This is a genomic window from Pediococcus sp. AC40 (assembly GCF_030252485.1).
GTDB classification, from domain to species: Bacteria; Bacillota; Bacilli; order Lactobacillales; family Lactobacillaceae; genus Pediococcus; species Pediococcus acidilactici.
In genome coordinates this window covers 455,018-473,346 of sequence record NZ_CP127012.1, presented here as the reverse complement: position 1 = coordinate 473,346, position 18,329 = coordinate 455,018, and the positions used below count along the sequence as shown (strand labels likewise).

General features: G+C 39.2%; 18 protein-coding genes. 4 read left to right on the top strand and 14 right to left on the bottom strand.

Annotation, left to right across the window (positions count from 1 at the left end; genetic code table 11):
• Positions 1–26: 26 nt before the first annotated feature.
• From NL111_RS02270 to NL111_RS02260, 3 genes are all read right to left on the bottom strand, one after another.
• Positions 27–2,561, bottom strand: a complete 2,535-nt coding sequence (locus tag NL111_RS02270) for a M1 family metallopeptidase (protein ID WP_285110412.1) — start codon at positions 2,559–2,561, stop codon at positions 27–29.
• A 26-nt stretch (positions 2,562–2,587) separates the two neighbouring features.
• Positions 2,588–3,997 (bottom strand): MFS transporter, encoded by a 1,410-nt coding sequence (locus tag NL111_RS02265; protein ID WP_005916102.1) that lies wholly within the window; start codon positions 3,995–3,997, stop codon positions 2,588–2,590.
• 192 nt (positions 3,998–4,189) lie between these two features.
• Positions 4,190–4,834, bottom strand: coding sequence for an SDR family oxidoreductase (locus NL111_RS02260; protein ID WP_285110411.1), 645 nt, complete (start codon positions 4,832–4,834; stop codon positions 4,190–4,192).
• Between the two features lie 473 nt (positions 4,835–5,307).
• Between NL111_RS02260 and NL111_RS02255 the strand changes: the two genes are divergently transcribed.
• Both NL111_RS02255 and NL111_RS02250 read left to right on the top strand, forming a co-directional pair.
• The gene (locus NL111_RS02255) at positions 5,308–6,057 is read left to right on the top strand and encodes an Lreu_0056 family protein (RefSeq protein ID WP_285110410.1); all 750 of its coding nucleotides are present in this window, start codon (positions 5,308–5,310) and stop codon (positions 6,055–6,057) included.
• Positions 6,058–6,121: 64 nt separating this feature from the next.
• A complete protein-coding gene (locus NL111_RS02250; RefSeq protein WP_119178996.1) occupies positions 6,122–6,559 on the top strand; it encodes a hypothetical protein in 438 nt (145 codons plus the stop codon).
• A 334-nt stretch (positions 6,560–6,893) separates the two neighbouring features.
• On the opposite strand, the gene NL111_RS02245 is transcribed toward NL111_RS02250, so the two are convergent.
• Positions 6,894–8,231 (bottom strand): ApeA N-terminal domain 1-containing protein, encoded by a 1,338-nt coding sequence (locus tag NL111_RS02245; protein WP_159214134.1) that lies wholly within the window; start codon positions 8,229–8,231, stop codon positions 6,894–6,896.
• Positions 8,232–8,564: 333 nt separating this feature from the next.
• Here NL111_RS02245 and NL111_RS02240 point away from each other — a divergent pair, with 333 nt between their 5' ends.
• Positions 8,565–9,005: a GyrI-like domain-containing protein gene (locus NL111_RS02240; protein WP_159214133.1), complete on the top strand. Its 441-nt coding sequence runs from the start codon at positions 8,565–8,567 to the stop codon at positions 9,003–9,005.
• A gap of 333 nt (positions 9,006–9,338) precedes the next feature.
• On the opposite strand, the gene NL111_RS02235 is transcribed toward NL111_RS02240, so the two are convergent.
• The 3 genes from NL111_RS02235 to NL111_RS02225 are packed head-to-tail and all read right to left on the bottom strand — an operon-like array spanning position 9,339 to position 13,482.
• On the bottom strand, positions 9,339–9,743 hold the full coding sequence (locus NL111_RS02235) for a hypothetical protein (protein ID WP_285110409.1): 405 nt from the start codon (positions 9,741–9,743) through the stop codon (positions 9,339–9,341).
• Between the two features lie 18 nt (positions 9,744–9,761).
• Complete coding sequence (locus tag NL111_RS02230) at positions 9,762–10,775, bottom strand: DUF4767 domain-containing protein (protein WP_285110408.1); 1,014 nt, start codon at positions 10,773–10,775, stop codon at positions 9,762–9,764.
• Between the two features lie 34 nt (positions 10,776–10,809).
• Positions 10,810–13,482, bottom strand: a complete 2,673-nt coding sequence (locus tag NL111_RS02225; RefSeq protein WP_285110407.1) for an LPXTG cell wall anchor domain-containing protein — start codon at positions 13,480–13,482, stop codon at positions 10,810–10,812.
• A 247-nt stretch (positions 13,483–13,729) separates the two neighbouring features.
• Between NL111_RS02225 and NL111_RS02220 the strand changes: the two genes are divergently transcribed.
• A complete protein-coding gene (locus tag NL111_RS02220; RefSeq protein WP_036672232.1) occupies positions 13,730–14,035 on the top strand; it encodes a helix-turn-helix domain-containing protein in 306 nt (101 codons plus the stop codon).
• A 913-nt stretch (positions 14,036–14,948) separates the two neighbouring features.
• On the opposite strand, the gene NL111_RS02215 is transcribed toward NL111_RS02220, so the two are convergent.
• The 7 genes from NL111_RS02215 to NL111_RS02185 all read right to left on the bottom strand — a co-directional run bounded on the left by NL111_RS02215 (position 14,949) and on the right by NL111_RS02185 (position 18,327).
• On the bottom strand, positions 14,949–15,215 hold the full coding sequence (locus tag NL111_RS02215) for a hypothetical protein (RefSeq protein ID WP_128472057.1): 267 nt from the start codon (positions 15,213–15,215) through the stop codon (positions 14,949–14,951).
• 110 nt (positions 15,216–15,325) lie between these two features.
• Positions 15,326–16,447: a peptidoglycan recognition protein family protein gene (locus NL111_RS02210; protein WP_285110406.1), complete on the bottom strand. Its 1,122-nt coding sequence runs from the start codon at positions 16,445–16,447 to the stop codon at positions 15,326–15,328.
• The gene (locus tag NL111_RS02205) at positions 16,431–16,673 is read right to left on the bottom strand and encodes a phage holin (protein WP_274584043.1); all 243 of its coding nucleotides are present in this window, start codon (positions 16,671–16,673) and stop codon (positions 16,431–16,433) included. Before NL111_RS02205 ends, NL111_RS02210 begins: the two co-directional genes overlap by 17 nt.
• 2 nt (positions 16,674–16,675) lie before the next feature.
• Positions 16,676–16,900 carry a hypothetical protein gene (locus NL111_RS02200; RefSeq protein WP_285110405.1) on the bottom strand — a complete coding sequence of 75 codons (225 nt, stop codon included), beginning with the start codon at positions 16,898–16,900 and terminating at the stop codon, positions 16,676–16,678.
• 106 nt (positions 16,901–17,006) lie between these two features.
• Positions 17,007–17,165 (bottom strand): XkdX family protein, encoded by a 159-nt coding sequence (locus NL111_RS02195; protein ID WP_285110404.1) that lies wholly within the window; start codon positions 17,163–17,165, stop codon positions 17,007–17,009.
• A 2-nt stretch (positions 17,166–17,167) separates the two neighbouring features.
• Positions 17,168–17,494, bottom strand: a complete 327-nt coding sequence (locus NL111_RS02190) for a DUF2977 domain-containing protein (RefSeq protein WP_285110403.1) — start codon at positions 17,492–17,494, stop codon at positions 17,168–17,170.
• On the bottom strand, positions 17,494–18,327 hold the full coding sequence (locus NL111_RS02185) for a hypothetical protein (RefSeq protein WP_285110402.1): 834 nt from the start codon (positions 18,325–18,327) through the stop codon (positions 17,494–17,496). The genes NL111_RS02190 and NL111_RS02185 overlap by 1 nt, the downstream gene beginning before the upstream one ends.
• Positions 18,328–18,329 lie beyond the last annotated feature (2 nt).

Genomic DNA, 18,329 nt, shown 5'->3' with positions numbered 1-18,329 from the left:
CGCAGTCTCTCGCTTTATTTATCACGTTACTTAATTGCTTGGGCTACCGCAGCTTGTACAGCATCCCTTTCCGTTTCAATTAGTGCGACCCGGGTTTCAATTACCTTAATATCCATCGTAATTTCCCGAGTTAATCCTGGAGTTGCTAGTTTTGGTTCAAAGAATGCTTTGAATTCGGCTAGGCGCGTCGGGGTTTGGAAAATCCCCGCAATCACCGTAATGTAGGTGGCAAATTCCATGTCACCGCCCACCGTGTCTTCTAGCCATTGCCATTCGTCACGAATCCAGTTCCATGCCGGGCCTTGCCCTTGAGGGTTAGCCAATACGCCACGGAACCACGCTCGCAAGTCTTGCGGCTTAATTACTTGCGCATTTTCAAACTGTTGAACTAGTTGTTGAATCAATGGTAAGGATGGTGTGGCCGTAAGCGCCTGGCAAAGGTCACTCTTGTAGCTCGCATCGCTTGTCCGTTGATATTCTTTAAGCAACCGGGCAAAAAGCTCAGGGCTACCGAAATGTTCGACTTCATTCCGAATTACTAAGGAACGAATTGCGGCCGGTAGTTTTGGCAGCTGTGCTTCGTTTTCTTCAAATAGCTGATGGGCTTGTGCGGTAACTGCTGGATTTTCAGCGTACAAAGCCGCCTTCAATACCATCGGACGCATCAACTGGTCGTCGTTAGTTTCACTAGCCGCCGCTTGCCAGCCTAACCGTTGGGCCGGTGCTTGACTTAATTCACCAAAGAACTTCTTAAGTTGCTTTTCTGCTGAGCTTTGCGGAGCAACGAACTTCTTTAAATCATTTGCCACCCGGTATAACATCTCCGTTACGAGCGCAGAATCGGTTTTCGCAAATCGTGGTAATAAGGGCACAATCTCCGCGTAGGAAATTTGCTTGCCTTCCGCCAACAAACGCAGGTCTTGCAACAGTTGAAGCTGGTCGATCGCGGTCAGTTGCTCCCAATCAGCTAAAATATCATCTAATAACCGTTGGTCGTAGCGCACGATGAAATGCGAACTGTTGCCCACGTTCAAACGGAACGGTTGTTGGTTTCGATCCCGTAAGTCTTGGTAATTTCCTAAATTCAAGGTTTTCGTCTGTAGTAAGTCCGGAACCTCTGCGTAGCTTCCGTTCAACGGAATCTGCCATTGGCGTTGTTGATCTTGCCCTTCACCAATGAAGAATTGTTGTTGTTCAAGTACCAGGTCACCATTTTCAACTTGGGCGGTCACCACTGGGTATCCCGGTTGATCTAGCCACGTATGCATGATGTCACCAATTGGCATGTTCGCAGCTTCCCCGAGGGCTTGCCACAAATCATTTCCGGTAGCATTTCCGTACTGGTGGCTTGCAAAGTATTTTTGCAAGCCTTGACGGAGAGCGTCGTCGCCAATCAAAGCGCGGACCATTACCAGCATCCGGGCTCCCTTTGCATAAACGATGGCTCCGTCAAAGAGGGCGTCAATTTCGGCTGGATCGTTAACTTGGACGTGCACGGATTGCACTCCGTCCGTAGCATCCCGTTGTAAAGCTGCGCCTGCTTCAGAATTTTGGAACAATTCCCAAATTTGCCAATCGGGTTCCAAAGCGTCAACGGCCACGTATTCCATCATGTTGGCAAAACTTTCGTTTAACCAAAGGTCGTCCCACCATTGCATGGTTACTAAGTCACCAAACCACTGGTGCGCTAATTCGTGAGCAATTACCGTAGCCACCACCTGTTTAGTACGTAGAGTGGTGTTCTTTGGATCGAGCAAAAGGTAAGCTTCCCGGTAAGTTACCAAGCCCCAGTTTTCCATTGCTCCGGCTGAAAAGTCTGGCAAGGCTAGTTGCCATGAATGCGGTAATGGATACGGAGTTTGGTAGAAGTCTTCGTAAAATTCAATCGCTCGTTTGGCAATATCCAAAGCAAAATCTAACTCTTGCGGCTGATGAGCCTTGGTGGCGAAAACGCCCACTTGGACGCCGCTCTTAGTTTTAGTTTGCTTACTTTGCAAATCACCAAAGGCAAACGCGATTAAGTACGTAGACATTTTTACCGTACGTTCAAAATAATGATAGCCATCCTCGACCTTAGTTTCTGGCATGTTGCTCAATACCACTTCGCCAGGATGTTCGTCGAACTTAATGGCTAAATCAAAGGTGGCCTTGGCTTCCGGCTCGTCCACGCACGGAAAGGCTTGCCGCGCAAAGGTGGTCTCAAACTGGGTGCCCACTAACTGCTTGGTTTCCCCATTCACTTCGTAATATGACGGATAAATCCCCATCATCGTGTCGGTTAACTTGGTGGTGTATTTGATTTCCAAAGTTACCGTTCCTGTGTGCGGTAATTTAACGTGAATTGCTTCCGCGGCTTGATCAATGGTAAAATCGCCTGCCGTACCATCTACCCGTAGTTCTTCGATTTGTAGATCCTTTTGATGGATGTCAATTTGGGAACTTAACGCCTCCCCGGTAATAGTGGTCGTTCCCTTAATTTCCTTTGTTTCCCGACTAATTGCTAATTTAATTTGGTAATTAGTTGGGTGAAATTTAGTGTAAAATCGTTCAATATTCGCCATGCTGCTCCTCCTATTTTGCCCAGCGCTTATAAATCAACGCCCTTATCTTCTGGCAAATTCTTTAAATTAACCAAATGGTGGAAAAACACAAAGATTACGCAACCGAAAATTACTAGCAAAATAAATGCTAACTGACTCCCCGCACTTACGTTTTGCGCGTGGGTGTAGCCTGGGCGTTTAACCGATCCCATCAATAGCGCTAAGACAGTCGTTCCGATTGCTCCGGTAACCTGTTGTCCCGTATTATACAACGCGTTAGCATCGTTTTGAAATTCTTTGTCAATATGTTTTAGCCCGTACGCGACCGAATTTCCAAACGCCATCGAGCGGCCAATCGCGAAAATTAAGTAAGCAATCGTGATTCCAACCACTCCTAATTGGGGTCCCCAGCACATTAAGCCAACCAACGCCAACGTAAACAAAATATCTCCGGTATACAAGGGCACTTTTCCACCAAACCGATCCAACAGCCAGCCGTACAATGGTTGTCCAAATCCGTTAAACAAACTTCCCGGCAGTAAGATTAGCCCACCAACTAGCGAAGTCGCTTGAAAAACATCCTGCACGTAATTAGGTAACAGGAAGTTAATCCCTACGTTTGCAAATTGCAGCATTATATATGGTAGAAAACTGTATAAAAAGGCTGGTTGCTTAAAAACTTGTAGTGAAAATAAAGCTTTCGTTGCAGTGTGCGAGCGTTTAACAAATAGTATAGTTAAGCCAATGCTGACGATCAGCAACCCTACAAAAGTACCCAATTGCATTTCTCCGAGGGCGTTCAATCCAACAATTAAACTAACTAACGCCATCCCCAACAAAAGAAACCGGGTCCAGTCAAATGCGTAGTGCTGGTCAGTAGGCGCGTACTGCTTGATGACTTTCATGCCAAGCAACATCAGCACTAACGCAACGGGTAAAGTTGACCAAAAAATCATTCGCCAACTATTAAAAGCAACTACCGCCCCGCCAAACGTGGGCCCGAGTGCCGGTGCAATCAAAATAATCAAGTTTGCCATTCCAATGTAAGTCCCCAATTTATGCTGGGGCACTACGTCTAGAATGATGTTGACCATCAGGGGCGTGCATAGTCCCACACATCCTGCCTGAATTAACCGACCGGCTAACAAAACCCAAAAGTTAGTCGCTAGTCCACAAATCAAGTCACCGCTGCTAAATAAGATTGCCGCGGCGGTAAACAACTGCCGGTTGGTAAACCGACGTTTCATGTAAGCCGACGTTAACATTACTAAGGCAGCCATCAATAAGTATCCGGCGGTCACCCACTGAACCGTGTTGAGGGGGACGTGAAACTCCTTCATTAAAGCTGGGAAAGTTACGTTCATTGAGGTTTCCGTCAAAATTCCCATAAAGGACATCAACGCCACTACCGCCACCACAATCATCGGGTTGGTGTGCCGCGTATTTTGTGCTTCCATATTTTTCTTCCTCTCTTATTTTCATCAAACGTGCTTCTACCATAATGAAAATAATTCAGGAAAATGTCAAATCCGTAATGAAAAATCCAGTTCGTTTTCACAAACAAAATATTTTACTCATAAAATATAAAACGCCAAGAATCATGTTAATGAATTCTTGGCGTACTGGGGGACATTCTAGTTGGTTAAAATTTACACGTTAGCCAACGCTTGGTCGATTGCTTGATTACCGCTGCTCATCATAAATACTTTTTTAACAGTATTCGGCTGTTTCAAAACGTCTGCTAGAACCCTTGCCACGTCTGGAATTGGGTTAGTCTTTTGTGGGAGCTCTTTTCCGATGTAAATTTGGCCGGTTCCCGCTTCTTCAGTCAAACTAGTTGGCTGAACAATGGTGTAATCCAAATCGGTGTCACGAACGAGGTAGTTGTCCGCAAAGAACTTAGCAGTTGTGTAGTCCAAGAGGTCTGCCAAACCGCCTTCGTGCCACTTACGTTCCGATTCCAATGTGTATAGCGAACTCAGCATGACGTAACGCTTAATGCCTAATTTTTCGGCCGCTTGCATAGTTTTAACCGCGCCCATCGCATCAGTTTGCAACAAGTCGGCGCCTCGCGAACCAGCAGTAAAGTAAACGGCGTCGCTCCCCTTCATTAAGTCGGCGATCGCGTCTACCCCGTCATGCAAATCAAGCTTTACCGCGTTCACGTGATCCATCTCAACAACGTTTTCAGGATGCCGCGCTCCAGCAACCACTTCGTTACCATCCGCAACTAAATTCTTAATTAAGGCGGTAGCAACCCGTCCAGAGCCGCCCGCAATAAATATCTTTGCCATTCTCCGTTCCTCCTATTAATTGGCCTTAATCTATACCTGTATGATAGCTAACTTTTTGTAAGCATTCAAGCAACTACACTTTGGTAACTTATTTTCATCGTAGTAATCATAAAAAGTTAGTTAATCAATACTGACGATATCATATTAGTTCATTTTTAATTGCCTCGTGTCTTAATCAACTATATAATTACACTTTTTTAAAAAATATATTAAAGGTTATTTTTGCGTACCAACAGAAATTTTAGGCAAAATGATATTCAAAGAACACGATATTAAGCCGTTTCAAAAAATGGTTTCGGTTTATTGTTAAATCATTTTTATTCAACTATTTTTATATGCATATATCATTTGATATACTAACATTATAAAGTTGATGGCTATCATTTTGAAAGGAGCTGATTTTTGAAAAACATTCATTGCTACATATTTTAGAATCCACTCGTATTAACTATTTACCTTTTGGAGGAGTTTAAATGAAGAAAAGTTACACCTTAGTCGCATTACTTACCATTCCATTAATGTTGGGATCCTGCGGTAGCCAAGCTAAAACAACGCAATCATCTTCAGTAACTAGTAAAACTAACAAAGTCGCTAAACAATCGCAGTCAAGTAGTTCCACAACTACTGAAAAGACACGAAAGCATTCTACCCAGAACATTGCCGTCAAAACTCGGGATAAAGAGAAAGTTGCGGTAATGCTTTTCCAAATGTGTTACCCCGATGATGATATCATGCAAGAAATCAATTTTGGAATTTGGCAAAATGATGGCGGAAACTTTGTTGGAAACGGTGGGCCCGTTTGCATTGTTTCATATCAAATTGAAGGCAACAACGTAAAATATTCTCGCAAAGCTAATAAACACTATCCCCCATTTAAAACCATTAGTTTAGCTGAATTAGAACAACGTTACTACTCTACACCCGCACAGGTTAAGCAGGTCGATGACATCATCGTTAAAATTCACCAAGGTCAAAAAAATCCCCAAAGTTTTGACAGTACCCACGGCAAGGTTCATCTGACTACCGACGCCGAAGCAATTGCTTACGCAACCAAAAAACAAGGTGATCAAGGCTGGACCGTCCATGTAAAAAACGTTGAAGGTAATAATACATATTGGTCTTTGGACAATGCCGATGGAAAAAACATTGGATTAAAATCGGATGGTACTTTTGCTTCTTATACTGACGGAGACGGCAGCTATAACGTACCTGCGGGTTGGTAATCCTGCACATCTCAACTTAAGATATCCCACGTAAAAATACATAAAAGGAACGGAGAAATGATCAATGGATAAGCTTAAAGAAACTTTGAACGGAAAAAATGGCAAGACTATCAAGCTTGTTGGAGTGATTGCTATAGTACTATGTGTATTTTTTGCATTTAAAACATTGAATAATCCTGCTCGGGACTTTAATGGGCATTCTTATTATGTTGTAACTGAAAGTGAAAAACCTGAAAGTTATGATGACGCTAAAAATGATAGTGAAGGCTACGTACGTTTTCATGACGATGGAACTACTAGTGGCTTCTTAGCTAGTGGAGACTGGAAAATTAAAGATCACAAAATGTATATTCATTTTGATGCTGAAGAAGAAACTGGTTCAGAATCGGAAGATGATGACTACGTCGATTTAAGTGCTAAAACTAAAATTAATGGTCATGTTGCTTTTCCAGAAAAAGATTCATCTGGAGAGATCAGTGAATGGTGGGTTCAAGCAAAATAGAGAGGCCTAAAGTAAAGTCCCATTCCTTTTAGTTTTTAGTCATACTTTTTAAAAATCGAATAAACTCTCTTTAATTTTAGGAACTATTATCGTCCAATAATATTAGTTTGCTAAGTTCTTAAAGAATAAGTCTTCTTACACATATATATAATGCACATCGAGAAAAAAAACTTTCGATGTGCATTTTGCTTATATATTAATATTAACTATAAAAATGGAGAAAGACATATTAGCTACATTACAACATTTAAATTTAGCACTTATCTTCAAGTTAAATAAGTTATTTTAAGGCGTTATTGGTTATTTTCTTTCTAACCCATAATTTAAAAAATAATTATTCATTGTTAGATTCAATTTGTATTAATACAATCCTAATAATTGCGGTTTGAATTAGTTTTTTAAAAATAATGAGATCCGGAAATAAATCAGCTTCTGATGTGTACTTTTTAATTTTAACCCCATGCACAATATAATCTCTAGCGTCAATCATTTCTTGGAATAAAGAACTTATATCTGTTGCACGGCCATGAATGCTATTCTTTTTAAGAAAATCGTTGGGATCTTCAATTAATTCTCCCAAGCGTTGTAATTTGTTAATAGCACTTTGTATTGGTTTACCATTACTATACTTTGCTTCGTTATAATACGATTCAACTGCTGATATAAGTGTAACTATTTGGGTATTTACTGGTATGCGAAATTGATCAATGATGAGAAAATTAGAAATAAATTGTTGTAATTTTGCATCAATTAAGTATTGTTTAAGTATGTATTCAAAGTTTGCTGATATATCACGATAAGGAACGTCAAAAGTTAAATTTTTTTCATTCACTTTATCTGGTAGGAATGATTGGTCAAGAAACCAATTCTCGCGTTCATCTTTTAATAACATTCCTTGTTTATTGGGATCTTGCTGTATATTGGAATTTAAGATAATGCGACTAATACCTATACTTTTACCCGTCAATATTTGGAAAAAGTTTCTAATTGTTACGGCTAACTGATAGGTAAAATCTCGCGTCTGTTCATTCTTAAATATAACTTTTATACTCATATATGCCGTTTTCTGAAATTCATGAAGTTCATGTTTCTCTTTTCGGTTAGCAACAACAACGAGCATAAAATTCTGATTTTCAAAAGTTAGGTTCTTAAAAATTAGTGGTTTATTTTTTGTCCGGTCTTGTTCTGGATGAAAAATATTAAACCACGCATATACATAATCTAGCGAAAGCTCCATCGATGATACTTTTATCGGGAGCATCAATTGACTCGTAATAGAATAGTCAGTAACTAGCCATCTTGAAGTACTATTGGTAAAATGATTTGTAGCGAAATGCTCAGTATATTTTACTCTAAAATATTTACGAATAATAAATTGCAACGTTCCATCCCATGTGCAAGCATACCAAGTACCGCCATCATTATGATTAGCAATTTTATCTTCTTCATCATATACTATGCCAGTTTCAGACGATTCGTATCCTTTTTTTCTAGGAAAATCAGCCAACTCTAAGTATGTTTGTCCACTTTTCCGGATAAGTTGTCCTGCAACTCGCCTTTGCGGGTTAACCCCTTCAATTTTTCCACATTTAATTAAATCATATCCCACATAAACTGGTATAGAAAAATCATCCCGCATATCATATTCATAAAACTTCTTATTAATTGCCATGATACCTCCTTTGATAAACTAATCATAAACACATCCAAATTTACTTAAATATTACTCTGGTAAAGTTATACTTTACTAGATAGTACCATTCGACCAACAATATTTTTAATAGCCGCATCGCACATATTGTATAGCGTCTCTAACAGTGAGATTCTATTCGCCTAAAGTTTGTTGTTTACATTTACATATCTTTAATTAGTGCCGGAAGTAAAAATACAATCCTTATTACCATAATAGCAAGTAATTTCACGTAAAAAAATCCTTGAAAATCTTTTTAATTGTACTTATGATTGCCATATCAAGCTTGACACTACTTAATTTAGGAGGCTTACTATGCCTATTATTGAAGAATTTAAAGATATTAAAATAGCCTACATGCGTAGGGTCGGTAAATATGGTCCTGAAAATAAACAATTAATGGAAAACTTCAAGGCGTACTTAAAAGAAAAGCACTTATTCATAAAAGATATGACAATACTTGGGATAGCATTAGATAATCCTATGACAACACCTATAGGGAAGCAAAGGTATGATGTAGGAATCATTATAACTGATAGAACAAAAAATTTCGGATTGCCTAGTCGCAAAATTTCTGATGGACTCTACTCTATATTTGAAGTTGCACATACAAAAGCTGGCGTATTAAATTTTTGGAAAAACATTTCAAGTTTAACCAATAATTTACCTGTAGACGATAGTAAACCAATAATTGAACGCTATTCTTCTTCAAAAATATCGTCACACGTATGCGAGTTCTGCATCCCTTTAAAATAAGTGCTACCTCATGGGCATCGCTATGTTCTATTTGGATAAGATAAAACACAAACTAAAATATCAAAAGATACTCAACTTAGTAAAATTATAATCTTAAAATTGGAATCTTTGGATAATAGTTAAACTGGACTAAATGTTAAATCCACAATAATGGTTGCGTAACTTTCTAGAAAAATTATGGCTAAAAATCTGTTGGAGAGTAAGTCTAAATTACATAAGAGAGTTTATTAATAACCGTTCAATTCACTGATTCTATCTTTTTTAAGAAACAAAAATGCACGCCGAGACAACATTTTCGGCGTGCATTTTATTTGGGATTTATACCTCTTTAATTTAATCCTTTTTTACATATTGGTCCCCATCTTGGAGGGTCAACACTCTTTTATCTTTGGATAATTTTGCCGTTGCTGAATGTGGGAAGTCACCCGAAAAAGTCACTTCTTTATCAGTAACTTTATAAGTTCCAGAATATCTTTTTACTTCTTTTGATCCTGAGCCCCCAAATAAACCCGTATCAATTGTAGTTATGGTTTCTTTATAGTTCTTTCCACTAAAAACAATTGTATCCGTATCCTTACCAACCACGTAATTTTTACTTAATTCATAAGTTCCATTTAATCCCTTAGGCATTAGGGCAAAAATTATCCCAATCACTAAAATGATTCCTACTAAAATCTCAATAATCTGCTTTTTTGACAGATTCTTTGATTCTACCCAATTTTTTAACTTTGAATCCATAATCTACTCCCATATAATTTAATTTTCAGCGATCCGGTTAAAACCGGCATTTAATTGAGCATTTTGTGTCTCAGTAAGATCTGGCGTACCATCTCGACTTTGGTCAACCAGTACTACCGGCTCGCCATTATGATAAGCAAAGAAATAAGTAATATGGTTTGGTAGTGGTGGCACGTCTCCATCATGATTGTAAATCGCTACTACATTATATTCATAATCACCTTTTCCATCTTTACTCCAACCAATTGAACTGTTCTGTCCGTTAACCGTTACGTTAGATAAATCGCGTGGATAGGTGGTTCCCGTCGAGGTTTCTATATCATTTACCCCATCATATTTATCGTAATCTTGATCCATAGTTACCGACCATTTATCAATAAATGACGATAATTTTTCGTCCTTGCTAGCGTTCCATAAACTACTGCTTTTTGTTTTTTCTTTAGGCATGAAACTTGATTTCTTCCCTTGTTCACTGTTAGAACTATTTTGTTCAAAGACTTCAGTATAGCTATTATTACTTGTCCAGATTACAATTAAATTTTTATTTCCATCGCCGTATTCACTCGATACACCTTTTGGATAGAATGTGACCAAATAATTAATTGCAGCATCATCTTCATCAGTAAGACTAGCAACTAAGGTCCCTTGTTTCTCTTGAAAAATCAAATCATGGTTACCATTACTATCTTTAATACCTGCCGAATCCATTGTAATTTGACCATCAGTCAAATTAGTTTTTGATACCTTTAAGTTAACTTGAGTACTGTTTGTCACATCTTCATTTTTGGCAATAGCTTTAACTAAATTCCACTCACCCGTTAAGCTACTATAATTTCCTGACTTTATTTCTTCGAAATTCATAGCAGCTTTATTTTCATGTGTTTTTATCGTACTCTGACTGCTTTTCGATGTAGATTTAGCAACCGATGATTGTGTAGATTGCGTTTCATTACCTTTTGAAGTTTGCTTACCACAAGCACCCAACAAAACCATGGAACAAATCATAACTGGAAGTAAAATTTTTTTATTCATGTTAATGAATCCTCTCAAACTAATCTACTATTTATTAGTGCATCCGACGCCGTCTATTTTTTGCCAGCCCAAACATACCTAATAATGAAAGTAAAGCTAGTCCAATCATCGAGCCTTCGTTATTATTAGTTTCACCAGTTTGAGGTAATATTGAAGCTTTAACCACTTGAGAACGTGAACGATTCGACATTGCACGGGCTGCAACCATTGCTGGTGTAACGATTTTAGATGAGTCATTAGACATTGCACTGTTGTTTAATACAGTAGGATCATCCCATGTGTTGCTTGTGTCTGATGAATTTATTCCATTTGATGTATTTGAACCATTGTGGTTAGTGTTTACATCATGATTATCTTTTGAACCGTTATCAACATCGTCAATTGCATCGTTGATGTCGCGTTGATGTTCTAATTGAGCCAAACGAGCTTTCGCATCCGCCAAAGCTTTCGCTGCTTTATCAGCAATTGCTTGAAGACGTTCATAAGTTGCTTCGTCAGCATCAGCTTGAGCTTGAGCCTGGTTAGCCGCTGTCTTAGCATCGTCATAAGCCTTTTGAGCAGCTTCAACCGCAGCTTTGGCATCGGCAAGGGCTTTATCAGCGTTCTTCAAATCATTTAACTTAGCTTCTTTATCCGCTAAAGCTTGTTTACCAGCTGCCAGAACTGCTTGGGCAGCTGCTAATTTAGCTTGGGCATCAGCTAACGCATTATTAGCCTTTGCGAGTTTGGCGTTTGCGTCATTTAAAATCGCATGCTTTTGAGCTTGGTTGGCTTTGGCATTCGCTAATTTAGCTTTGGCATCATCCAATGCTTTTTGCTTAGCGGCATGGTTAGCATTTGCTTCGTCAAGCGCATGTTGGGCAGCAACGACTGCGGCTTTCGCATCTTTAACCGCAGCTTGCGCTTGAGTTAAGTTAGCATGGGCTTTAGCTTGGTTTGCTTTAGCCGCATTTAAAGCAGCATTAGCGGCGTTTAGTGCAGCTTGAGCTTTCGCGTTGTTGGCCTTAGCCGTAGCCAAAGCTTGGTTGGCCGTATTTGCATCAGCTTGCTTAGTCTTCAAGTCGTTTTCCAATTGGTCAATCGTTGATTGAGAAGGAACGTTAGACTTGATTGGGGTGGTGTCGAACTTGGAAGTATCACGAATCATTGTCGGGTCAACAAATACAAAATGTGAATGAAAATCACGCGTTTTACCTGGAACGCCTTGTGAATTTTCGAGAACTATATCATCAATAGAAACACCAAAATATTGGTCAGAATCTTCACTTAAATAACCTAAAATGCTATTAGCGTGGTCCCATTCGTCACAATTAGCCATGAAGGTCATTAATGAATTAAAAATCATTTCTTTGAAATCATCAAGGGTCAAATTCCAATCTCCGAGATTATAGCTACCGTATGCACTCGCCATATCTTCATACATGTTGAGCTTAGCTTCATCAGCCAATCCATTATCAGCGGCAGCACGATTAATAGCAGGCACATCATGGCCCCCTACTGACATATCCCAGTTATCATCTTCATACTCTCTAGCAATATCACTAGCAAATTTAATGCCACCATTAGTAACGGTTACATGGTTTGACCCAAATTCATCACGCATAGCATCAATTAAACGAGCCGCATAAAGAGATAGCTGACTTAACAATTCAGGAGTTAGGTCCTGTCGACCATTAATTTTAATTGTCTTATCAGCAGCGTTCGATTGGAATTTATTATGCTCATTCAGTGCTATAGAAGCTTTAATTAAGCGTTGTACAATCGGATCACTACTATCTTTGTTATAGCCTTGATGTTCGTTATAATCTTTCAAAGCATTAACATACTCATTTCCCAATTTAATAAGTTGTCCATTACCTTGATGACTTTTCGCATCATCTAACGCCTTTTGCGCATCATCTTGGGCTTTGTTAGCAGCATCTGCTTTGTGTTGGGCATCGTTTTGGGCCTTAGCAGCATCGTCAGCATGTTGCTTAGCATCATTAGCTTTTTGAGCTGCATCATTTTGGGCTTGGTCAGCTTGATTAGCACCAGCTTGAGCTTTAGAAGCGTTATCTTGAGCGTGGTTTAAGTCGTCTTGGGCTTGGTCTAAGTCTGCTTGAGCATGGTTGCCTTTATCAAGGTCAGCTTGGGCATCGTTTACATTATCTTGAGCTTTAGATACCGCGTCATCCGCCTGGTTAGCATCATTTTGGGCTTGGTTGACATTTGACTTTGCATTATTAACGTTGTCTTGGGCATGGTTAACGTTATTTTGGGCGTCTTCCACGTCTTGGTTAGCTTGGTCATTTTGCTTCTTTTGGTCATTAACATCATTTTGGGCTTGGTTAATGGCATCATCCGTAGCATGGTCAGCTTTATCTTGAGCGGCTTGCTCGTTAGACTCAGCGTCATTTAAATCGTCTTGCGCTTGGTTAGCATGATCAGCAGCTGCATCAGCCTTATTTTGGGAATCATCAGCAGTTTGCTTAGCATTGTTAGCCGCGTTTTGAGTTTGGTCCGCATTCTTTTGCGCGTTATCAACGTCGCTTTGCGCTTGGTTGATGTCATCATCTAGTTTTTGGTTTTGGGCCTTAACCGTTTGCACTTGTTCGGGAGCAGGAGCTTTAACCGTATCAGCATGGGCGGTCGTACCTGCACCAACCACAACGGCACCAGTAGCAGCAAGCGTAGTAGAGAGCACTGTAAGATTTGATTTATTCGACATATTATTCCTCCAAAATAGAATATTGTGTTTATGTATTTCAAACTTTTACCGTCAAGCACTGGTTAAAAAACATATAAATTAACCAACTAAACCAACATAGCTGGAGCATTAAACGTTGATATTAAAATAGCCAGTACTTAATACCCCCTATCATATCAAAAAAGAATTTTTATATCAATATTACCCATATTTTATACATGCAATACTTGTATATGATTTTGCTAACCTGAACGGAGGGCAAAAACATATGAATATTACTTCTTTTAACACTCGTTTAAAATCTGCCAGAAAGTTAAAACATTTCACCCAACTGGATTTAGCAAATAGATTAGACGTTAGTAAGGGTACCGTTTCAGCGTACGAACAAGGATTGTCATACCCATCACTAGAGACACTTGTAAAAATATGTAACATTTTAGATACATCTGCCGATTATCTTTTAGGTATTTCTGATGATTTAACCTTTAAGATGGGTGGCTTAACTGATGAACAAACTGAAAGCATTCTACAATTTATCTCTCTTATTGAAAAAGCAAATGAAACACTTCAGTAAATATGCTCACAAGCACAAAACAGAAATTTAGCGCACTAAAAAAGCTTTGACAAATTAATTGTCAAAGCTTTTTATGAAGGTAACCCCGCACACATTCCCACCAATTTTGGCAGGGTTTTGGTAGGGAAATATGTTAGTTTTAATGAAAATCAAGCATTTTTCAAGTCGAAAAACGTTGATTTATAGGGATTTTCTGTTCAACCAGGTCATTCCCATTCAATAGTTGCATCGCCTAAAAAAAGCCTTCATTACAAGTTTCTTAAAAATGGTACCCACTTTTGTACCATATTGATTATAACTTCAACACTTTTTCCATTAATATAGACACTAAATAGCTGTAATGATCGTAAAATAAAAACCACTATTAATTAAAATAGTGGCATAAAAATATGTATCCCTTTTCCAGACAAGGAAAAGGAGGTAAATAAAGGAACTTGTCGAGTCAAATACCCCTATTTGACTCATAGAGGTCGTTACCCTCTAAAAACATATCTATTAGAACCATACTACACAATCTAGTTTTATGCAAGCTTTGTAAATTAAACAAAATACGCTATACTAATTAGTGGACGACACGTAACCACAACCCCATGGAATGGTCGTCTGAAAGGAGGTCGTTACCTCTATGGCAAAACATATCGAAAACTTTTTGCGTGGTTGGGTAGTCCCAATTATTAAGGGGATTATTTCCTCCGCAATTTGGTTCCTCATTATTAACCTGTTTTAATAATGGATACCACAATCTAGAGAGAGTGCCGGCAAGCAGGCCAACTCTCTCTTTTTTGTACACCCTTATTCTAACATACTGTTTTATAATGCAAAACAATATTTCTTAACATAATTTAGTACCATCCTATTCTAGTACTGTCCTATCCTAGTTTCAAATTTTATTTACTCAACCGATTTTTTAAAATTATTCCGTAAAGCCTGTATATGTAAAAGTTAATTGGTAATGTTCTTTAATCCCACTAATGACTTCCTTCAAATAGTCTATGTCGTAATTTTTAATTGTTCGTAATGGGATGGAGTGTGGCCGTTTTCCCCTTTTTTCTATGTAAATAAAAAAGTTGTAGCACTTGTCGAATCTGTCATCAACCACATTGATTTTGTAAATCGTGTTTGGAACACGCTTAAAATGCTCCTGGATTCTTTCCAAGATAATTTTCACATCTTTATTCATAGTATAAACACCTCCTGCTAATTATACGAACTTACGTTTGCGTTTGTCAAAATAAAAAAGCCTCCGTCCGAAGACAGAGGCTAAATAATTACTTCCTAATTTTAATAAGCTTAAAAATTACTATGGTCGTTAATACTAATCTGCAACCGGTCTAGTGGTTCGCCGTACATTCCGGCCCATGAATCAAACCCAGCCACAGAACCATTGTCGGCACAGGCACCGAGATAGCCAGCTCGCTGTGTTGATTGTGAGCGGTAGTATGCTTGTTGATAAGTCTCGCCCTCCGGCGTTGTGTAGTACATCTGGACGCCGTCGATTGTGTGTCCCTTAATACCAGCTACACCGTTAACTGTGTCGTTCTTGTTAGCTTTATGGATCCAAGGCAACCAGCCATCTTCGATTGTGTGAACCCGGTACTTAATTGAGCCACGGTTAACTTTAACGTAAAGCAAATCGTGCGCACTGTATGGCATACCTGCAAATCCGTTGACACCAGAACCAGCGTTCTTAACTGGCGACAACCAGTGACCATTACGTTGATGCATTGCGTAGGTTACATCTACTTGCTTCTTATTAGCAGGTTTTACTGGTTTAGGTGTCGGCTTAGGCGTATGGTTTACATCATTACCCGACGAACTGAAACCATATTGTACGTCATGGGCAAATTGAGCCTTAGTAATGCCATGAGTTGCTAGATAGCCGTAAGGGTCGGTGTGGTCACCCCAAACATGATTAGTAATCCAAAGATGGGACTTAACACCTCGCCATGCTGAACTATCAACATCGGTTGGAATTCCATATTTAATTGCGCTTGAATGTAACAAGTTGACGTAGGCTACATAGTCTTTATGGAATTCTGCATTGTCATACGTTTGTGCAAGTTCAATCTGAACTGGTGCATTAGCATTAGCCCATGAGCCAGCACCCCATGCTTGATAACCTTCGGCGCCAACACGATAAATCTTACCCCCATCACCAACGATGTACTGAACGTAGGCACCAGCGTTATACCACTCACGTTTCTCATAAGTAGCTACATTTCTAGCAGGAGCATATACTGCTGTAGCATGCGCAATAATTACGTTATTGTTGGTACGTAGCGGTGAACCTTCGCTTGCACTAAGAGCGTAGTCATTGTTAATCGTCGCCGCGCTCACCTGTTGATTCAGTCCAACAAAAAAGGCCGCTGCTCCAGCGACCAATCCAGCAATTAATTTATTTTTTAGCTTCATTGTTAGCCTTACCCCCTTCAGTATTAACAGCCGTGACATCACTAATTACTCCCAGCATTCCTAGTAGAGTTAGTACGGTGTTAATAATCCCTACAATGCTTTGCCAGTCGACTGGATAATTGTAGCCAAATGCTACCATTAATTGTTGAACTAAAACGATTAGTAAACTAATCAATCCTGCCCACAATTTACCGTCATGCCAATTGATGTTTTTCGCTTTTTCCATTATTAATTTCCTCCCCATACTTTGTTTTGTAAGTCCTTAATCCTTTCGTGGTGGCGGTCTAACCGCCGATCGTGCTCGTCTACTCGCTTATCTAATTCCGCAACACTAATCCTTATTTCTCGTAGATTGTCATTAAGTGTTTTAAAATTTTTATTTAAATCTTTTATGTCGTCCTGAAATGGACCAAAAACGATATACTTAAAAAGTAGGCTAACCATGCCTGCCATAAAAAGAATGATAGTTACGATCGATGCCCATTCCCCCCAAGACAACCCCAACAGTGTGTGCAATTTTACACCTTCTTTCTCCTTAATTTTTCCAAAATAAAAACGCCTATGGTGTAGGCGTTACGTAATCTTCTCCGGTAATATCTTTGTACTGCTCAGCGGTAATGTTGCCACATTTAACCGCTTCAGCCACCATATCAATCGTCCATAATTTAGGTGTAGTATTGTACCAATATTTAATTGCATCATAATCTGGAAATTTCATTATTACTTACCTCCTGTCATAATCTGGTACGCCATTTTTGCGTTTTGTTGTTGTAGTGCATTAATTGTTTGAATATCTGCCATCTGCTGATAACCAAGCGTTGCTACTTGTTTTTCAAGATTATTTGGCTCAATCTCTGGTGGATTAGGTGCCACGTAATTAGGATTTTCAACAATCTCATTATTTTCTAGCAAATAAAAAGACGGCTTATAATTTTCGTAGAAATCATCTGGTATTTTTCCATCATACTGAATAACGTTGTCACCAACTAGTCCACTACCAATGGCATAATCAACAATAATATTTTGATCGACTTTTAAACTAAGCATTATTGGACCACCCCCACAATTTTGCGAATTGATGCTAGGTTCGAAGCCGCAACCGGTCCAGCCGTGCCTTCGTTATAAGCGTCGGATACATTTTTAGTAATGCTGCCAGAGTCACCACTAATAGTAAGCGTTACTTCAAAATTATTCATACCCAAGTGCGTATTTTGATGTTGAATGGCGTTAATTTTAAAAGTGTTCCCCACCGCCGGCGTTGTTACATCATAAAATGCCCCGTTATTAGAGTTTATTGTAAATATCAATCGTGTGTATTTTTCAATCTTGTCAGCTAAGGTGAAATTAGTACCTACAGTAGTCATACTACCCTCCCACAGAGTTGCTAACCTAGGAATTGCTGTCCAAACGCTCGGTGCATTGTAATTAGTCCCAGCTCCATTAGTGTGTTGCGTATATAGGTAGACCTGCCCAGTATATGATTTAATAACGATAATCTGTTTCCCAATACCTTCAATTTCGTTAACATCAACCGTCACAAGCGCATCATCATCGGCTGCTAAAGGACCATTTTTATATTTAAGACCGTAATATTTTCCTGGCTCTAACGCCATAATGTCTTGACCGCCACCATTGTAAGTTCGCTTTCCCGCAATCTCATAAAATTTTAGCCACAAGTCACGGGTCATAAAGCCTGCCTGATAACGACTAACTGGAGTATGAGCATTAACCCCACTACCAATGTGCGCATCGACAACCGCAGCTAGCTTTTGGATGGCCTCCATCATCCCCATCTCGGTAATTGCCTGGTCCCTATTAACATAGGGAGTTAAACTATTAACTATATCGTGCGCTGGATTATTAATTGATTCATTTGCCAAAA

Bases quoted from the DNA above. Each gene is read 5' to 3' on its own strand.
- NL111_RS02270 (WP_285110412.1), bottom strand. From the start codon at position 2,561: ATGGCGAATATTGAACGATTTTACACTAAATTTCACCCAACTAATTAC.
- NL111_RS02265 (WP_005916102.1), bottom strand. From the start codon at position 3,997: ATGGAAGCACAAAATACGCGGCACACCAACCCGATGATTGTGGTGGCG.
- NL111_RS02260 (WP_285110411.1), bottom strand. From the start codon at position 4,834: ATGGCAAAGATATTTATTGCGGGCGGCTCTGGACGGGTTGCTACCGCC.
- NL111_RS02255 (WP_285110410.1), top strand. From the start codon at position 5,308: ATGAAGAAAAGTTACACCTTAGTCGCATTACTTACCATTCCATTAATG.
- NL111_RS02250 (WP_119178996.1), top strand. From the start codon at position 6,122: ATGGATAAGCTTAAAGAAACTTTGAACGGAAAAAATGGCAAGACTATC.
- NL111_RS02245 (WP_159214134.1), bottom strand. From the start codon at position 8,231: ATGGCAATTAATAAGAAGTTTTATGAATATGATATGCGGGATGATTTT.
- NL111_RS02240 (WP_159214133.1), top strand. From the start codon at position 8,565: ATGCCTATTATTGAAGAATTTAAAGATATTAAAATAGCCTACATGCGT.
- NL111_RS02235 (WP_285110409.1), bottom strand. From the start codon at position 9,743: ATGGATTCAAAGTTAAAAAATTGGGTAGAATCAAAGAATCTGTCAAAA.
- NL111_RS02230 (WP_285110408.1), bottom strand. From the start codon at position 10,775: ATGAATAAAAAAATTTTACTTCCAGTTATGATTTGTTCCATGGTTTTG.
- NL111_RS02225 (WP_285110407.1), bottom strand. From the start codon at position 13,482: ATGTCGAATAAATCAAATCTTACAGTGCTCTCTACTACGCTTGCTGCT.
- NL111_RS02220 (WP_036672232.1), top strand. From the start codon at position 13,730: ATGAATATTACTTCTTTTAACACTCGTTTAAAATCTGCCAGAAAGTTA.
- NL111_RS02215 (WP_128472057.1), bottom strand. From the start codon at position 15,215: ATGAATAAAGATGTGAAAATTATCTTGGAAAGAATCCAGGAGCATTTT.
- NL111_RS02210 (WP_285110406.1), bottom strand. From the start codon at position 16,447: ATGAAGCTAAAAAATAAATTAATTGCTGGATTGGTCGCTGGAGCAGCG.
- NL111_RS02205 (WP_274584043.1), bottom strand. From the start codon at position 16,673: ATGGAAAAAGCGAAAAACATCAATTGGCATGACGGTAAATTGTGGGCA.
- NL111_RS02200 (WP_285110405.1), bottom strand. From the start codon at position 16,900: ATGGCAGGCATGGTTAGCCTACTTTTTAAGTATATCGTTTTTGGTCCA.
- NL111_RS02195 (WP_285110404.1), bottom strand. From the start codon at position 17,165: ATGAAATTTCCAGATTATGATGCAATTAAATATTGGTACAATACTACA.
- NL111_RS02190 (WP_285110403.1), bottom strand. From the start codon at position 17,494: ATGCTTAGTTTAAAAGTCGATCAAAATATTATTGTTGATTATGCCATT.